The organism is Celerinatantimonas sediminis (assembly GCF_046054195.1).
Classification (GTDB): Bacteria; Pseudomonadota; Gammaproteobacteria; order Enterobacterales; family Celerinatantimonadaceae; genus Celerinatantimonas.
Genome location: NZ_JBEQCS010000002.1, coordinates 461,020 through 478,357, shown reverse-complemented (window position 1 = coordinate 478,357; position 17,338 = coordinate 461,020). Strand labels below are relative to the sequence as shown.

Here is a 17,338-nt window from a genome sequence, read left to right as displayed (position 1 = left end):
ATGTGAACACAAAAAAAGCACTGATTACCGGAATTACCGGCCAGGATGGGTCTTACCTAGCTGAATTTTTATTATCAAAAGGTTATGAAGTTCATGGAATTAAGCGTCGAGCTTCTTCATTAAATACCCAGCGTATTGATCATTTATACCAAGACCCCCATGAAAATAGTCCCAGACTTAAATTACACTATGGTGATTTGACTGATAGTTCAAATTTAACTCGTATTCTGAGTGAAATTCAACCTGATGAGGTCTATAACCTAGCTGCTCAGTCACATGTTGCCGTTTCTTTTGAATCTCCTGAATATACAGCCGATGTTGATGCGCTTGGAACATTGCGATTATTAGAGTCTATTCGGTTCCTTGGATTGGAAAAGAAAACACGGTTTTATCAAGCATCGACCTCTGAGCTTTACGGGCTTGTACAAGAAATACCTCAAAGGGAAACAACCCCGTTTTACCCTCGTTCCCCTTATGCTGTGGCAAAATTATACTCGTATTGGATCACTATTAATTACCGTGAGAGTTATGGTATGTATGCTTGTAATGGTATTTTGTTCAATCACGAATCCCCTCGCCGAGGAGAAACCTTTGTAACGCGAAAAATCACACGAGGATTGGCTAATATTGCCCAAGGATTAGAGAAGTGCCTTTATTTGGGAAACATGGATTCACTGCGGGACTGGGGACATGCTAAAGACTATGTTCAAATGCAATGGTTGATGTTACAGCAAGAGCAGCCTGAAGATTTTGTGATTGCAACGGGTAAACAATATTCTGTTCGTCAATTTGTGACTTGGAGCGCAGTTCAATTAGGTATTGAGCTGGAATTTATTGGGTCAGGTGTTGATGAAGTAGGGATTGTGAAGGCTGTTTCTGGCGACGATGTACCACATGTTCAAGTGGGGGATGAAATTGTTCGAGTTGACCCACGCTATTTTCGCCCAGCAGAAGTTGAAACTTTACTTGGGGATCCGGCTAATGCCAAACAAAAACTAGGCTGGGAACCTACAACAACAGTAGAACAAATGTGTGCAGAGATGGTGAAAGAAGATCTTAAAACAGCTAAGCAACATGCATTTATGAAAGCAAATGGTTTTGATATTCCTGTTGCAATGGAGAATTAGTAATGATGAAGACTATTTTTGTCGCTGGTCATAATGGTATGGTGGGTAGTGCGATTGTTCGTCAACTTGCTCGCTTCGAGGACGAGATCATTATCCGGACTTCAAAAGAGCTGGATTTGCGAGATCAGGTCGCTGTTACCACCTTTTTTGAACAGAATGCGATTGATGAAGTGTATCTGGCTGCAGCTAAGGTGGGAGGAATTCTTGCCAACAATACCTACCCTGCTGAGTTTATTTACGATAATCTGATGATCGAAACCAATGTTATCCATCAGGCGTATTGTCATGGTGTTAAAAAGCTGCTCTTCCTTGGTTCCTCCTGTATTTATCCTAAATTGGCAGAACAGCCAATGAGCGAAGATGCGTTGCTTAACGGTTATCTGGAACCCACCAATGAACCTTATGCTATTGCCAAAATCACTGGTATTAAGTTATGTGAATCGTATAACCGTCAGTATGGAGTGGATTATCGGAGTGTGATGCCAACTAATTTGTATGGTCCAGGGGACAATTACCATCCAGAAAACAGCCATGTGGTGCCAGCGTTAATTCGCCGTATTCATGAAGCCAAACAAAAAGCGTTACCTGAAGTCGCTATCTGGGGAACCGGAACTCCCAAACGGGAATTTCTGCATGTTGATGATATGGCTCAAGCTAGTGTGTTTGTGATGAACTTAGATAGAAATACCTATCAGTCTCATACCCAGACGATGCAGAGCCATATCAATGTCGGGACTGGGAAAGAGTGTTCTATTTTGGAATTGGCTCAAACTATTGCAAAGGTTATTGGTTATCAAGGTCTGATCACTATAGATCCTTCAAAACCGGATGGAACACCTCGTAAACTGATGAGTGTAGAGCGCTTAAAACAGCTAGGTTGGCAATATCATATTGAATTGGAGGAAGGAATCAGTAATGCCTATCAATGGTTCCTAGATAATCATGATAGCGCAAGAGGTTTGTAATAATATGCATCAACGTTTAGAAGGCGGTAGAGAACTAACCGTTGGTCCTAAACAGGGGACGGATGAACATCCTCTAATCACTATTATTACTTCAACATTTAATGCTGCAAATGATCTCCATTGGACTATTGATTCAATTCGAGCCCAGACATATCCGAATATTCAGTGGATTGTGGTGGATGGCGGTTCTCGTGATAATACCGTTTATATTCTAAAAGCTAATGAAGATATCATCGACTACTGGTTTAGTGAGCCGGATAATGGTATTTATGATGCGTGGAATAAAGCTCTTGAATACTCTAAAGGAGAATGGATTCAATTTTTAGGCGCTGGTGATGAATTGGCTTATTCTGAAACCATGAGTAGAGTGTCTCGATACTTATCTAACGCCTTTCCTCGATATGAATTAGTTTATGGAACCATCGATATTATTAGCGAGGAAAGGCGCCAATTACTTGAACATATAGGAAAGCCATGGAATGAAATGAAGAATAGATGGCAGGGCATTAGGCCAGCATTACCTGTGCATCCAGAAGTTTTTCACCATCGATGTATTTTTTCTGATTTAGATTTTAAACAATATAAGGTTGTTGGAGACTCATTCATTATGCTAAAAAGCATTCAACGAAAAAATCCATTATTTATTGATTTATTAATAGATCGTATGCCTCATGGAGGAACATCAACAAAACCTGAGAATGTTTATCTAATATATAGAGAAATGAAAAAAATAAATCAATTGTTGAATATAAATCCTCCATTATTAAATAGATTGATATTTAAATTTAAAGTATATATTAAATATGTTATTTTACGTTTTCTTGGCTATAATGCTTTCATTTTTTTGGGAGACTTATTTAGATTTCTAACATTCAAAAAAAGAAAGTGGATGATTAAATAAATTTTTAAAAGTGGAATGTGAGTCAGCTGAGTTTAGTTCGGTTAAATTAACAGCGATTAGTTATATATTTACAATATGTAGTCAATATTGGATGTTGAATTCGAATGAATTTATTTTCATGTTGAATATTTCAAACCTGTTTATAAAAATCAAAATAAAATGTTTAGTAATATAAGTAAAATTTTAAAAAAATCCTTTCATGAAAGAATTGTTATTTTGATTCTGTTTATGGAATTTAAATCAAAATATAAGTTTTATTATAAAATACTACGTAAAATTGTTTTACAAATGATTTATCATGTAGAGATAAATCCTTGCGTTTTTGACGATATAGAGTCTATTGTGTCACTAAGGTTGCCTCATCCTTATGGAATTATTATTCATTCTAAATGTAAAATAGGAAAAGGTGTTACGATTTTTCAATTTGTAACTATTGGAGTAGTCGAAAAGTTAGGGACTAGTTACCCGGTGATATCGGATTATGTTTATATCGGTACAGGGGCTGTTATTTTAGGTAATTGTGTTATTGGAGAAAATGCAAAGATAGGGGCTAATTCTACTATCTTAACGGCTGTTCCGCCTAACATAACAGCTACGGGGATTTTCAAGTGAAGAATAACCGGTGCCATCAGTTAGCTATCATGATAATACTATTATCTGGCTTTCAGCAATTTCCTGTTTTTAGAGTTGGTGGCTCTCTTAATATTTATGAATTATTAACTATATTTATAGTATTTCTATTTTTTGTCGGATTTAAACTTACAATTAAAAAGTATGATTATTTAGTACTTATGTTTTTTATAATATTACCTATTCTATCATTTTTTTTAGGCATTCTTCGGCTGTCAGAACATACCCTAGAAGTTTATAATAGCTGGTTTCCAGGGGCTTTGAAAACATTTAGATATTCTATATACATAGCGACTACAATTCCAACAATCTATTATATTTTATGTGGTTTTTCATTTATTGCAATATCTAATATAAAATGGGATGTAATAGGTTTATACCGAACAATTCGGTGGTTAATATTTATTTCCACTATTATAGCTGTTATAACATTAATAACTTCTTTTCTTAATGTTTTTTTATCCATTAAAGGTCCTGTCCAAGCTTTGCCCTCTTTCTTACAACATGTAGGTGATATAGATTATGGGGTGCGAACATCCGGATTTAGCCAAGAGCCTAGCTTTTATGTGTTATACCAAGGGTGGATTATATTATTTATATATTTTTATCGAAAAATATTTTCTAGGTATATGCTGCTGTGGATAAGTGTTATTAACTTAATTTCTTTTATTTTAACGATGTCAAGTGCTATAGTTAGCTTTCTTATTTCGTGTTTTTTCGTTTGTTTCTTGTTGTCTAAAACTAAAGGAAAACTAAAAATTGTTTTTTTAATTACAAGTGTTTCTTTGATATTATTCTATCTAATGTTTAATTCCTCATATGGAAATATGATAAGTTATATATTTTTTTATAAGGTTGAACATTTATTCTCTAATCCTACAAACACTCTTGATTCTGGCTCCTTTAGAGCCTATACAAATATAATAGGATTGCATATTTTTTATAAATTCTTTCTTTTTGGAGTTGGTCCTGGTAGTAGCATTTTTTATATGCCCTTATATGAAGGGGTAATGAATATAAAAACTTATGGGGAGACTTTGGCTTCCGGCAGTTTTCCACAAAGTACGTTTGTTTCAGTATTAGCTGAACTTGGGATTTTTGGGTTTAGTATGATGATTGCCATATTTTTTAGTAGCTTTTATAAATTTTTCAAATTTGGAAGGCAATTTGAAATAATGCGATGTTTTGCAGTAGGGACATTATTTACTTTTGGTTGTTTGGTTTCGGTTGCCCCAGCATATTCAATGTTTATTTGGATTTTTATCGCCTTTGGACATAGTGTCTATAGATATTTACGTAGGAGTGAGTATGCTAGTCGATAGCCGCTGGGTAGGAAAAAATGGTATAGGAAAATTTAGTTCTGAGCTTTTTTCTCGTTTAAAGGGAAATGTTAGTGGTTTTATTTTACCAATTAGCCCAACACATCCAATGGATTTTTTATATTTAAGTTGGTTTTTATTTAGGAATAGAGATAAACTGGTTTTTTCTCCTGGTTTCAATGCGCCTTTAATTGGATTGAAACATTATATTTTCACTGTTCATGATCTCAATCATATAGATATTCCATATAACAGTAATTTTTTTAAAAAAATATATTATAAACTTATAATAAAACGAGCTTGTAAGCATGCTTATAGGGTGCTGACTGTCTCAGAGTTTTCTCGTCAACGAATTGTAGAATGGAGTGGGGCTAATCCCAGAAATGTCATCAATGTTGGCAATGGAGTTGATAAATGTTTTAATCTGGATGTTCTTCCCTACAAACCCGGATTCAGATATTTACTTTGCGTAAGTAATCGCAAGGAACATAAAAATGAGGTAGGACTGATTAAAGCTTTTGCAAGCGCTAATATAGAATCTTCGATTAAATTGTTTTTTACAGGAACAGTGACTGAAAAACTTAAAATTTTAATTGAAAACATTGGATTACAAGAACGCATAGTTTTTGGGGGATTGATAAGTGATAGAAATTTACCTCATTTATATAAGGGAGCTGAAGGCTTAGTCTTTCCATCTCTTTATGAGGGATTTGGGTTGCCCGTTATTGAAGCAATGGCTTGCGGCATTCCAGTACTCACATCTAACGTAACATCATTACCTGAAGTTGCTGGCCAGGCAGCACTTTTAGTTGATCCTAAGGATGAAGTTGCAATTTCTGAAGGTATTGAATCTTTAGTTTACAATGATCAATTGAGGACAATTTTGATTAGAAAGGGTATTGAGCGAGCCAGAATGTTTAGCTGGGATAGGGTTGCTGATCGAGTTGTTAGTATTATTAATAGCGCAGAATTAGAAGAGAAGATATGATAGAGCAAAAGTTTCATGCTTGTATTGTCGCTGATTGGCTGGTTAGTTATTCAGGGGCCGAGCGAGTTATAGCTTCTATAATGGAATCCGTAAAATGCAATAGTCTTTTCTCTGTTATAGATTTTCTAAAAAGTGAAGATAGGGTTTATTTTGGAGATGTATCAATTCATACAACCTTTATTCAGAAGTTACCCAATGCTAAGAACAAGTATCCCAAGTACTTGCCTTTAATGCCTCTTGCTATAGAACAACTTGACGTTTCAGAAGCAGATGTTGTTATTTCTAGCTCACATGCAGTTGCTAAAGGAGTTTTGACTGGCCCTGACCAACTTCATATCAGTTACGTTCATTCTCCTATGCGTTATGCTTGGGATTTGCAGCATCAATATCTTAGGGAATCAGGTTTAAATAAGGGATTTAAGGGTTTTTTAGCCAAGTGGATCCTGCATAAATTAAGAATGTGGGATTACCGTACAGCTAATGGTGTCGATTATTTTATTGCAAATTCTCAATTTATTGCTCGCCGTATAAAAAAAATTTATGGGCGTGATGCTACAGTAATATATCCTCCAGTTTCTATCAAAAAATTTAATTGTATCACTAATAAAGATGACTTTTACCTCACTGCTTCAAGATTAGTTCCATATAAAAGGGTTGATTTAATAGTAAAAGCATTTAAGAAAATGCCTCAGAGGAAGTTGGTTGTAATAGGTCAAGGTAGCGACTTTAATAAAATTAAGCATTTAGCAAAAGGATCAAAAAATATTGAGATATTAGGTTACCAATCTTTTGACGTTCTTAAATCGTACATGGAGAAAGCTAAAGCTTTTATTTTTGCTGCAGAAGAAGATTTCGGAATTACACCTGTAGAAGCCCAAGCATGTGGCACACCTGTTATAGCCTATGGTAAAGGAGGTGTATTGGAAACTGTTCGCCCCCTTGGAGAGTTATCACCAACTGGAATTTTTTTTGAAAATCAGAATTATTCATCACTCTGTGATACGATTGATTTGTTTGAAAAAAACATAAACGTATTTACCGCATCTTCATGTCGAAAAAATGCTAGTCGTTTTTCTGAAGCTCGTTTTAAAAAGGAATTTTCTGAATTCGTAGAAAAAAAATGGATTGAATTTGAAAAAAGAAAAAAAATTATTTATTAGAAATATTTTTATTAGGTGTTTAAATTTGAAAATTTCAAAAGGTATATCCTATAATAATTTTAAGGTTGTTGCATGATAGTCCCGGTTATTATTTGTGGTGGAAATGGTAGTCGTCTATGGCCTTTGTCACGAAATGCATTTCCTAAGCAGTATTTATCTCTTAATTCTTCCCAAACTATGTTGCAGGATACAATTAGCCGTGTTTCGAAGTTAGATTTGAATCCTCCTCTATTGGTTTGTAATGAACAGCACCGATTTATCGTGGCGGAGCAACTTCGGCAAAAAAAATGTTCAAATAGTGGCATATTACTTGAGCCTGTCGGGCGCAATACTGCCCCAGCAATTGCATTGAGCGCATTTAACGCTATTGAAAAAGATAATGACGCTTTGCTGTTAGTCCTAGCTGCTGATCACGTAATACAAAACGAAGATTCTTTTTTACAATCTGTCGTGGCTGCAAAAAAATTGGCTGAACAAGGTAAACTTGTGACATTCGGTATCGTTCCAACCGAACCTCACACTGGATACGGTTATATTCGGCAAGGCTCTAGTTTAGAAGCGGGATTTGAAGTCGCAGAATTTGTTGAAAAACCGGATTTATCAACAGCGCAGGATTATTTGTCTAGCGGTAATTACTTGTGGAATAGCGGAATGTTTTTGTTTAAGGCTTCTCGCTATTTAGAAGAATTGCAGAACTTTCGCCCTGACATTTATGATATTTGTCAAAAGGCGTTTGCTAGCGCTAAAACGGATCTTGATTTTATTCGTGTCGATAAAGACATTTTTGCTTCTTGCCCTGATGAGTCTGTTGATTATGCAGTTATGGAAAAAACCAAAGACGCTGTTGTTATTCCCATGGATGCCGGCTGGAGTGATGTGGGGAGCTGGAGTTCTCTTTGGGAGGTAAATAAAAAAGACTCTCAAGGTAACGCAGCCCGTGGCGATGTAATGTTAGAGAATACTAACAATAGCTATATCTATTCCCAAAGTCGGCTTGTTGCAACGGTTGGTGTGGATGACTTAGTGGTGGTTGAAACCAAAGATGCGGTGTTAGTCGCTCATAAAGATAAAGTACAACAAGTTAAAAAAATAGTAGAACGCTTGAAGGCTGATAAACGTTGTGAATATTTACAACATCGAGAGGTTTTTCGCCCTTGGGGTAGTCATGATGAAATAGCTGAAGGCGAACGTTATATTGTTAAAAAAGTTGTTGTAAAACCAGGGCAAAAGACTGCGTTACAACAACACTTTCACCGTGCTGAACATTGGGTTGTCGTTTCTGGTACGGCAAGAGTTCGTAATGGTGAACAAACCTATTTAGTCAGTGAGAATGAATCGACATTTATCCCTATTGGCGCAGCTCACTCTTTTGAAAACCCAGGGAAAGTCCCATTAGAAATTATTGAAGTTCGAAGTGGTAGTTATTTAAAAGAAGACGATATTGTGCGTCTTGATAATGATGGAATTGGATACTAATTAATGAGCAGTTTGAATTGTTTTAAAGCCTACGATATTCGTGGACAACTCGGTGAAGAGCTAAATGATGATATTGCCTATCGGATAGGCCGAGCCTATGCTCAGCATTTGAGCCCTAAATCAGTTGCGGTTGGCGGCGATGTCCGATTAAGTTCTGAATCTTTAAAAAAAGCGCTGGCAAATGGCTTAATGGATGGTGGTGCTGACGTGATTGATCTGGGTATGACCGGGACTGAAGAGATCTATTTTGCAGCTCAAGCCCTTCCTGTCGATGGTGGTATTGAAGTTACAGCAAGCCATAATCCAATGGATTATAACGGAATGAAGTTGGTCACTAAAGGTGGCAAGCCTATTAGCGGTGATACCGGTCTTCGAGTTATAGAGCAACTTGTCGCTATTAATCAATTTGCGCCTATCGATACTGCGCATCGTGGCCATTATTCTGAATATAACCATTTAAGTGCATATATAGCTCATTTGCTGACCTATATTAACATCGATAATTTTAAACCCATTCGGTTGGTTGTTAATTCTGGTAATGGTGCAGCAGGCCACGTAATTGATGCTTTAGAAGAACAGTTTGCCTTATTAAACGTACCCATTGAATTTATTAAGGTTCATCATCAAGCTGATGGTAACTTCCCCAACGGTATCCCCAATCCGCTACTGCCAGAAAATCGAGCTGACACTGCTAAAGCCGTTATAGAGCACCAAGCTGATTTTGGTATTGCTTGGGATGGTGACTTTGACCGATGCTTCTTGTTTGATGAAACAGGGCTGTTTATCGAGGGGTACTATATTGTTGGTTTGCTAGCTGAAGCTTTTTTACAAAAACAGCCAGGGGCAAAAATCATTCACGACCCTCGCCTAAGCTGGAACACAATTGATGTCGTCATGCAAGCCGGTGGTATTCCTGTGTTATCAAAAACTGGGCATGCATTTATTAAAGAGCGGATGCGCAGTGAAGATGCTATCTATGGTGGCGAGATGAGTGCTCACCATTATTTTAAAACCTTCGGTTATTGTGACAGCGGTATGATCCCTTGGCTTTTGGTAGCAGAGCTTCTTTGCGTAAAAAATCTAACTCTTTCTGAAGCTGTCGCAGAGCGTATTACTGCTTACCCATCATCTGGCGAAATTAACTCAAAACTTGCTAATCCATTGCAAGCAATAGCTCGCGTGAGAGCGGCATATGAAGCTGATGCATTAGTAGTGGATGAAACTGACGGGATTAGCCTTGAGTTTGAAAATTGGCGATTTAACCTTCGAAGTTCCAACACCGAACCGGTTGTTCGCCTAAATGTGGAGTCGCGCTCTGATGAAAAGCTTATGCATCAGCAGACTGAGGCTATATTAGATTTGTTGCGAAAATAATATGGCGTACCCTATATAATTATTTTAAGAAAAGTTTTGATAGTTTAGAGGAACATGAATAAGTTAATTTATAATTGGCGTGCTAACATAGGGATTATTACTCGGTTGATAGATTTTGTGGTTATTCTATTTTCCACATTAGGAATAGCTCTCGAATATAATCATCTTCCTATATCAATGTATCTGCTTGCTATTGGAACAATTTTAGTTTTTTATTTAATATCTGAGTTCCAACATTTTTATGTCTCATGGAGAACAACTCCTTTCCTTTCTGAAGCATGGCAAGTCACTATTATATGGTTTTTAAGTGCTTTTATAAGTGTTAGTATTGTAACTGTTTTAGATCACAACTTATTTTATGGCCGTAGGCATCAAGTATCATGGTTTGTAACAACTTGGCTTGTGTTACTTGTTTACAGATATATAACTCGTAAATTATTACGTTCTTTTCGCATAAACGGTCATAATATTCGACATGTGGCTATTGTTGGTACAGGAGAATTAGCTGGCGAACTAGCTGCACGAATTCGGCGTAATCCTTGGATGGGACTAAAGATAGAACATTTTTATGATAACAATTTAAATGGATATAGTAATAAACCATTGCTCGAAGATGTATATAATCTGGAGCAGTTAATTAATGATGCTCGTATGAAAAAGTTCGAGCGTATATATATTGCCTTGCCAATTACTCATCAAGACTGTATTAGTGGTCTTTTGAAAGATTTAGCTGATACTGCTTGTACTGTTTTATATGTCCCAGATATATTCACGTTTGAGTTACTGAACTCTAGAGTTGATAATGTTGATGGGTTGCCAGTTGTGAATATTTACGCAACACCATTAAATGGGATAAATCGTTTGTTAAAACGGGCTTTTGATTTAGTCATCGCTGGGTTTATTCTTTTAATTATTGCTATTCCTATGATTATCATAGCTTTCGCTATTAAACTAAGTTCTAAAGGGCCTGTATTTTTTAAACAAACTCGCTATGGCATTCAAGGTAAACCTATTAAAGTTTGGAAATTTCGTAGTATGACAGTCATGGAGGACGGTAATGTTGTTACTCAAGCAAAGGCTGGAGATAGTCGGTTAACGCCAATCGGAGGTTTCCTGCGCCGAACATCTCTAGATGAATTACCTCAATTTTTTAATGTAATTCAAGGTAGTATGTCAATTGTCGGCCCTCGCCCTCATGCGGTCGCTCATAACGAGATATATAGAAAAGTAATTAATGGCTATATGTTGCGACATATGGTTAAGCCTGGTATTACAGGATGGGCTCAGATTAATGGCTGGCGAGGAGAAACGGATACAGTTGAGAAAATGGAAAAACGCGTTGAGTATGATCTGGAATATATCCGAAATTGGTCAATTTTCTTGGATATAAAAATTATCTTCTTAACTATTTTTAAAGGTTTCATTGGTCGTAATGTTTATTAAATATGAGAATGCGAGTTGTTTAAAAAATGTTCCCGGATTCCGCTACGCTCCATCCGGGCTACTGAATTATCGTTTGTTTATGTAGCCTAGCAGGAGCGAAGCAGAGGCCTTGTTTGTTCGTTGTTTAGAAAATGCTCCCGGATTTTGCTGCGTTTCATCCGGGCTATAAGATGATGATTTGTTTATGTAGCCTGGCAGGAGCGGAGTGAATGCCGGAAATTTGTAAGTCGATTTAGGAAATGTTCCCGATTCCACTGCGCTTCATCCGGGCTACAAAATAGTTACTCATAATGTCACTGCTCGACGACTATATTACCCATCAATTACTTATCTTTTTAGTGTTCAAAGAATATTCACTAGTAGAGCAAGCTTTTTTGCTCTACTATTGAGTATGCTCTTAGCATACACGTGTAAAAAGGAGTATTTATGAAAAAAAGTGCAATTGCTGCCTTGTTAGCTGCGGTTTGCATGGTAGCGACCCCTGCGTTTGCAGCGGGCCCTGCTAATCCATCACCAGCACCTGCAGGTGGTGCTGGTGGCGGCGGTGGTGCTGGTGGCGGCGCTGGTGCAGGCATGGGCGGCGGAGCTGCTGGTGCCGGTGCTGGTGGGTTTGCCGCTGGCGGTCTCTCGGTCGGTATGGGTGTTGGTTTAGCAGCAGCAGCTGCTGCTGGTATCGCTATTGCAGCGAACAACAATAACTCAAGCTCTGGGACTACAGGTACAAGCGGTACTACTGGTACTACTGGTTCAACTGGTTCAACTGGCAGTTATTAATCTTACCGATTATTTAATAGGGCCAGCTTTGCTGGCCTTTCTTCTTTCTCTAATTGCTAATGGACTATGCTTAAAAATTTAATCTGCATTATCTCTTTTGCGGTGTTAGTTTCCGGATGTACGAGTGATAGCCAGATGGCCTATCGAACCATTCGTGATGCATTATCAACGCCCTCTGATGTAACTATCTCATCTGCGCAATTATCTAAACTTCCCTATGCTGCCAGTTATGCCCAATTGGGGAGTAATGCTCGCGCTTTAATTATTTTAGCCTCAGCTAAAGGCGATGAGCGTCTTTGGGTGACTAAAGAAAAAGAAGCATTAGTGACTCGTCATGGTCGCATCATCCGTACCGATGATCTAAAAAAAGCGAATTTTTCTGTGCATTTTAGCTTTTCTGATCCGCTATCTGGAGGAATTAAAGCGCTTAGCAAACACCCTAAAGCGCATGGGGTGGTCGATTTTATGCCCGGTTATCATTACGGTTTAGCGTTTAGCGCTGAATATAAAGTTGTCGGTAAACAGACTTTAATAATTGGTGGTGTTAAAAGGGAGTTGACTCAGGTCGATGAGCGCTATTCGCTCGCAAAGCTTGATTTTCATACGGTGAATCACTATTGGCTTGATAACCACGGATTAGTTTGGCAATCACGCCAACAGTACATTCCTAATTTGCCCTCAATTCATCTGACCTTACTGAAAGCTTATCGACAGGATTTAAAATGAAAAAGTTAACTCAGCTATTAATTCTGTGCTTTTCGCTTGGCTTAGTAAGTGCCGCTAATGCAGGTGATTACACGTTAGATGTTTCAACGCAAGGGCAATTTGTTAAACCGCAAACGTATCATGTTCCTCCTGGGGCTCGCATTGCTGCGCTGACCAGTCACTGGCAACTAAAAACAGATGCTTATCCATTAGGTATCGCTTTAACCCGAGAACAAGATAAACTTCAGCAGAGCCGAATTCGTTGGGCACTGCAATATCGCTTGCAAGATATGCATTTGGCCTCAATAACTCGCACGTCCTTTTATCGGCAAATCACCAGTTTTGTCGCAACAGGGCGCGTGCTATGGCAATTTGATTGGGATCTTGTTGATATCAAACCCAAACAGAACCGTCCCCTTATACAAGGGGATACATTTATTGCGCCCAAACGCCCCAGCAGTATTATTGCAGGCGGCGCAGCTTCGATTGCTAAAATACCGTTTAAAGGTGGGATGACGGTGCGTGATTATATGCAATCGGTGCATCGTTTGCCTGGAGCGGACCCAAGTTATGTTTGGGTGATTACGCCTGATACTAAAATTCGCAAAATTGGGGTGAGCTATTGGAATGCCCAAAAAGCGTATTTGGCGCCGGGTAGTGTCTTATATGTCCCATTAAGTGGGCATAAAGATTTTAATGACTCAATGGCGCAGCTATATGCCGCGCAGATCCTCCCTTATTAACCCGGTTAATTAGCTATGCAGTTATATAAAGTATGTTTAGCAGCTGGATTGCTGCTTCCAAGTGCCTGGGCTTATGCCGGATGGACTGACCCTGTTACCTCTTCGCGAAACGATTTTGGCTCAATTGGCCTTATGCAGATGCCCAGTGCGCGAATGGCCCCGGATGGCGACGTAAGCTTTAATTATACGCGGATTGACCCATATATTTTTGGTGCAGTGAACTTACAACCTCTGCCTTGGTTAAATGCATCTATTCGCTACGTCAATATTACCAACCGTTTATATGGTTCAACTTCGTTATCAGGTGACCAGCACTATAAAGATAAAGGGGTCGATGTTAAATTTCGCCTTTGGAAAGAGGGCTATTACACCCCTGATATTGCCGTAGGGCTACGAGATTTAGGTGGGACTGGGTTATTTTCGTCAGAATTTATTAATGCGACGAAGCGAGTCGGACCATTTGACATTACACTAGGAATGGCATGGGGCTATATGGGCAGTGCTGGCGATATTTCAAACCCAGCGTGTCATTTTTCTGATAAATTCTGCTCTCGTTCGTCTTCAGAAGATACTGGTAAAGTCAATTTTGGCGACTTTTTTAGTGGTGAAAAAGCCGCTATTTTTGGTGGTGTGGAATATCAAACTCCTTGGCAGCCTTTAACTCTTAAAGTTGAGTTAGATGGTAACAACTACCAGCATGAGCCTAAAAGTAATAATCAACCACAGTCTTCGCGGATTAACTATGGCCTAAATTTACAAGCGACTCGCTATATGAATTTGCAGCTTGGATACGAGCGAGGAAACACCTTATCATTCGGTGTTACGCTGCATACAAATGTCACTAAAGATATAGTTGAGTTAAAACATGACCCTGCGCCAGAGCCACTTAAAACAGCTGCAACTCAACCTGGCGAAACAGATTGGGACAAAGTTGCTAAAGAGTTATCAGACAATGCAGGTTTAAGCCCGAAAGCTATTTATAAGAGCAAACATGGCCTTACGGTTGTGGGCAGTCAAACCAAATACCGTGACCGGCGCAAAGCCGATGAGCGCACCGCCGCAATTGCCTATAATGCAACAGATGAGCAGACTCGCCAGTTCCGAGTGATTGAACAAAATCAGGGGCAGGATATTACTGAAACTCGAATCAGCCGAGATCGGTTTAAACAAATCCATGATTACGATTATGATTTTAACAAGCGCCCAGAACTTGCGTATGTTGACAACGCAGACCCCATTCAAGGTAAACAAGTTTGGCACCAAGGTTATCAGCCTTTAAGCTTTTCACTAACGCCTGGGCTTAACCAAAGCATCGGTGGGCCAGATGGTTTCTATCTTTATCAAGTAATCTTAAAAGGTGGCGCTAATCTGCAGCTTACTGATAACTTTAGCTTGAGCGGTTCAATCTCTGCCAACATGTTTAACAACTATGATAAATTTACATATGATGCGCCAAGTAACTTGCCGCGAGTTCGTACCTATATTCGTGAGTATCTAACAACGTCTAACTTTGGTGTAAACGACTTGCAAGCCACTTGGTTTGGTCATCCAACAACCAATTTGTATACCGAAGTTTATGGTGGTTATCTTGAGTATATGTATGGTGGTGTAGGTGGCGAAATGCTGTATCGGCCACTGGGGAGCCGTTGGGCTGTAGGCGCGAACGTTAACGCCGTAAAACAGCGTAATTTTGATGAGCGTTTTGGCTTTAGAGATTACCATACTGTGACCGGGCATCTGAATATTTATTATCAAATGCCGTGGAATGGCATCACTGCCGAGTTAGATATTGGCCGTTATCTGGCAAAAGATAAAGGTGCAACGCTCACCGTGAGCCGTGAGTTCTCAAATGGCTTCATTATGGGGGCTTATGCAACAATCACGGATGTAAGTAGTGAAGATTACGGTGAAGGGAGCTTTACCAAAGGGGTTTATATCTCCTTCCCATTCGATCAAATCACAACAACTTCAACAGTGAATCGCGGTACCGTTGGTTGGACACCATTAACACGTGATGGCGGTCAGAAACTGACTCGTAAATATCATCTGTATGATGTCACAGAGCAACGTGGTTTTAATGAAGTTCAAGCTCGTGATTATTAATCAATAGTAAATTTGATTTGACCAAAAGGCCCTTTATTAAGGGCCTTTTTTGTATCAGGTTCCAACCTGTTATGTAGCCCGGTAGGAGCGCAGCGGATGCCGGGGATTGTACGTTAATTTAAGAATTCCCCGTGGTTCCATTTCATTCCACCCGGGCTACGAGATATTTGTTTTGTAGCCCGGTAGGAGCGAAGCGGATGCCGGGATGGTACGTTTGGTTTAAGAATTCCCGGGTTCCATTTCATTCCACCCGGGCTACGAGATATTTGTTTTGTAGCCCGGTAGGAGCGAAGTGGATGCCGGGAGATGCGCTCAGTTAATCTGCTCCAAACAAATCTCGGGTATATACTTTTTCGGCAACGTCTTTAAGCTCATCGCTCATTCGGTTGCTGATGATCACATCGCTTTGGGCTTTAAATTCATCTAAATTGCGAATCACTTTTGAGTTAAAAAACTCATCATCTTTTAAAACAGGTTCATACACAATCACTTCAATGCCCTTGGCTTTGATGCGTTTCATAACGCCTTGCATGGCTGATGCACGAAAATTGTCAGAGCCGGATTTCATAATCAACCGATACACACCAACCACGCTTGGACTGCGTTCGATAACTGAATCGGCGATAAAATCTTTGCGTGTGGTGTTTGCATCAACAATGGCGCGGATCAGATTATTTGGCACTTCGCTGTAGTTAGCCAATAACTGTTTGGTGTCTTTTGGCAAACAATATCCACCGTAACCAAATGATGGGTTGTTATAGTGGCTGCCGATACGCGGATCTAAGCCAACCCCTTCAATAATCTGTTTAGGGTTCAGCCCTTTACTAAGCGCGTAGGTATCAAGTTCATTAAAGTAGGCTACTCGCATCGCTAAATAAGTATTGGCAAACAGTTTAATCGCCTCTGCTTCAGTGGGGTCAGTAAACAATACCGAAATATCTTCTTTGCGAGCACCTTCGACTAGCAAATTAGCAAATACTTGCGCCCGCTTGCTTTGCTCACCGACGATAATGCGTGATGGATATAAATTATCGTAGAGCGCTTTGCCTTCGCGTAAGAACTCGGGTGAAAAAATAATATTGTCGCAATTAAACTGCTGTTTAATCTCTTCGGTATAACCTACTGGAATCGTTGATTTAATCACCATGACCGCAGTGGGATTAATCGCTAATACTTGCTTAATAACTGATTCAATCGAGCTGGTATTAAAATAGTGGGTATCAGGGTCATAATCAGTTGGGGTGGCAATAATGACATATTCCGCATCGCGATACGCTTCGTTGGCATCAAGTGTCGCGGTGAAGTTCAACTCTTTATTGGTTAAAAATTCTGAAATTTCTTTATCAACAATGGGTGATTTGCCCTGATTGAGCAGTTCTACTTTTTCTTTAATAATATCAACTGCAACAACCTGATGATGCTGTGCCAATAGCATGGCATTGGATAAACCGACGTAACCGGTTCCCGCAATCGCAATTTTCATAAATAAACTCTTGTTATTGATTGTACTTATTTAAAATCATCAACGATGATAGCCCACATCTAAAGTATTGGGGAGTATAATCGACTGATGTGGCTGAATCTGTCATTTCTATCAAAAATACCTAAACTGTCACTAGATTCAAGTGAT

Annotated in this window: 15 protein-coding genes; 14 read left to right on the top strand and 1 reads right to left on the bottom strand. The window is 38.9% G+C overall.

All coding sequences use genetic code 11. The features are described 5' to 3' along the window. Window positions 1-2 precede the first annotated feature (2 nt). The 14 genes from gmd to ABTQ23_RS04650 all read left to right on the top strand — a co-directional run bounded on the left by gmd (window position 3) and on the right by ABTQ23_RS04650 (window position 15,708). Entirely contained in the window at window positions 3-1,127 is a 1,125-nt protein-coding gene (gene gmd / locus ABTQ23_RS04715) for a GDP-mannose 4,6-dehydratase (protein ID WP_408614478.1), read from the top strand. A gap of 2 nt (window positions 1,128-1,129) precedes the next feature. Then, entirely contained in the window at window positions 1,130-2,092 is a 963-nt protein-coding gene (gene fcl, locus ABTQ23_RS04710) for a GDP-L-fucose synthase (protein ID WP_408614477.1), read from the top strand. A 4-nt stretch (window positions 2,093-2,096) separates the two neighbouring features. Next, window positions 2,097-2,993: a glycosyltransferase gene (locus ABTQ23_RS04705; RefSeq protein WP_408614476.1), complete on the top strand. Its 897-nt coding sequence runs from the start codon at window positions 2,097-2,099 to the stop codon at window positions 2,991-2,993. A gap of 228 nt (window positions 2,994-3,221) precedes the next feature. Then, window positions 3,222-3,605 carry an LbetaH domain-containing protein gene (locus ABTQ23_RS04700; protein ID WP_408614475.1) on the top strand — a complete coding sequence of 128 codons (384 nt, stop codon included), beginning with the start codon at window positions 3,222-3,224 and terminating at the stop codon, window positions 3,603-3,605. Then, a complete protein-coding gene (locus ABTQ23_RS04695; RefSeq protein WP_408614474.1) occupies window positions 3,602-4,945 on the top strand; it encodes an O-antigen ligase family protein in 1,344 nt (447 codons plus the stop codon). Before ABTQ23_RS04700 ends, ABTQ23_RS04695 begins: the two co-directional genes overlap by 4 nt. After that, complete coding sequence (locus ABTQ23_RS04690; protein ID WP_408614473.1) at window positions 4,932-5,930, top strand: glycosyltransferase family 4 protein; 999 nt, start codon at window positions 4,932-4,934, stop codon at window positions 5,928-5,930. The genes ABTQ23_RS04695 and ABTQ23_RS04690 overlap by 14 nt, the downstream gene beginning before the upstream one ends. Next, complete coding sequence (locus tag ABTQ23_RS04685; RefSeq protein WP_408614472.1) at window positions 5,927-7,090, top strand: glycosyltransferase family 4 protein; 1,164 nt, start codon at window positions 5,927-5,929, stop codon at window positions 7,088-7,090. Before ABTQ23_RS04690 ends, ABTQ23_RS04685 begins: the two co-directional genes overlap by 4 nt. A 72-nt stretch (window positions 7,091-7,162) precedes the next feature. Further along, a complete protein-coding gene (locus tag ABTQ23_RS04680) occupies window positions 7,163-8,566 on the top strand; it encodes a mannose-1-phosphate guanylyltransferase/mannose-6-phosphate isomerase (protein WP_408614471.1) in 1,404 nt (467 codons plus the stop codon). Window positions 8,567-8,569: 3 nt separating this feature from the next. Then, window positions 8,570-9,940 (top strand): phosphohexomutase domain-containing protein, encoded by a 1,371-nt coding sequence (locus ABTQ23_RS04675; protein ID WP_408614470.1) that lies wholly within the window; start codon window positions 8,570-8,572, stop codon window positions 9,938-9,940. 54 nt (window positions 9,941-9,994) lie between these two features. Further along, entirely contained in the window at window positions 9,995-11,383 is a 1,389-nt protein-coding gene (locus tag ABTQ23_RS04670) for an undecaprenyl-phosphate glucose phosphotransferase (RefSeq protein ID WP_408614469.1), read from the top strand. 426 nt (window positions 11,384-11,809) lie between these two features. After that, entirely contained in the window at window positions 11,810-12,157 is a 348-nt protein-coding gene (locus ABTQ23_RS04665; RefSeq protein ID WP_408614468.1) for a hypothetical protein, read from the top strand. A 66-nt stretch (window positions 12,158-12,223) separates the two neighbouring features. After that, window positions 12,224-12,883 carry a YjbF family lipoprotein gene (locus ABTQ23_RS04660; protein WP_408614467.1) on the top strand — a complete coding sequence of 220 codons (660 nt, stop codon included), beginning with the start codon at window positions 12,224-12,226 and terminating at the stop codon, window positions 12,881-12,883. Beyond that, complete coding sequence (locus ABTQ23_RS04655) at window positions 12,880-13,605, top strand: capsule biosynthesis GfcC family protein (protein WP_408614466.1); 726 nt, start codon at window positions 12,880-12,882, stop codon at window positions 13,603-13,605. The genes ABTQ23_RS04660 and ABTQ23_RS04655 overlap by 4 nt, the downstream gene beginning before the upstream one ends. Window positions 13,606-13,620: 15 nt before the next feature. Then, on the top strand, window positions 13,621-15,708 hold the full coding sequence (locus ABTQ23_RS04650) for a YjbH domain-containing protein (RefSeq protein WP_408614465.1): 2,088 nt from the start codon (window positions 13,621-13,623) through the stop codon (window positions 15,706-15,708). Window positions 15,709-16,024: 316 nt separating this feature from the next. Here the strand turns inward: ABTQ23_RS04650 and ABTQ23_RS04645 are convergent, their stop codons facing one another. Continuing rightward, window positions 16,025-17,191: a nucleotide sugar dehydrogenase gene (locus ABTQ23_RS04645; protein WP_408614464.1), complete on the bottom strand. Its 1,167-nt coding sequence runs from the start codon at window positions 17,189-17,191 to the stop codon at window positions 16,025-16,027. Window positions 17,192-17,338: the final 147 nt, after the last annotated feature.

Bases quoted from the DNA above. Each gene is read 5' to 3' on its own strand.
- fcl (WP_408614477.1), top strand. From the start codon at position 1,130: ATGATGAAGACTATTTTTGTCGCTGGTCATAATGGTATGGTGGGTAGT.
- ABTQ23_RS04705 (WP_408614476.1), top strand. From the start codon at position 2,097: ATGCATCAACGTTTAGAAGGCGGTAGAGAACTAACCGTTGGTCCTAAA.
- ABTQ23_RS04700 (WP_408614475.1), top strand. From the start codon at position 3,222: ATGGAATTTAAATCAAAATATAAGTTTTATTATAAAATACTACGTAAA.
- ABTQ23_RS04690 (WP_408614473.1), top strand. From the start codon at position 4,932: ATGCTAGTCGATAGCCGCTGGGTAGGAAAAAATGGTATAGGAAAATTT.
- ABTQ23_RS04685 (WP_408614472.1), top strand. From the start codon at position 5,927: ATGATAGAGCAAAAGTTTCATGCTTGTATTGTCGCTGATTGGCTGGTT.
- ABTQ23_RS04680 (WP_408614471.1), top strand. From the start codon at position 7,163: ATGATAGTCCCGGTTATTATTTGTGGTGGAAATGGTAGTCGTCTATGG.
- ABTQ23_RS04675 (WP_408614470.1), top strand. From the start codon at position 8,570: ATGAGCAGTTTGAATTGTTTTAAAGCCTACGATATTCGTGGACAACTC.
- ABTQ23_RS04670 (WP_408614469.1), top strand. From the start codon at position 9,995: ATGAATAAGTTAATTTATAATTGGCGTGCTAACATAGGGATTATTACT.
- ABTQ23_RS04665 (WP_408614468.1), top strand. From the start codon at position 11,810: ATGAAAAAAAGTGCAATTGCTGCCTTGTTAGCTGCGGTTTGCATGGTA.
- ABTQ23_RS04660 (WP_408614467.1), top strand. From the start codon at position 12,224: ATGCTTAAAAATTTAATCTGCATTATCTCTTTTGCGGTGTTAGTTTCC.
- ABTQ23_RS04655 (WP_408614466.1), top strand. From the start codon at position 12,880: ATGAAAAAGTTAACTCAGCTATTAATTCTGTGCTTTTCGCTTGGCTTA.
- ABTQ23_RS04650 (WP_408614465.1), top strand. From the start codon at position 13,621: ATGCAGTTATATAAAGTATGTTTAGCAGCTGGATTGCTGCTTCCAAGT.
- ABTQ23_RS04645 (WP_408614464.1), bottom strand. From the start codon at position 17,191: ATGAAAATTGCGATTGCGGGAACCGGTTACGTCGGTTTATCCAATGCC.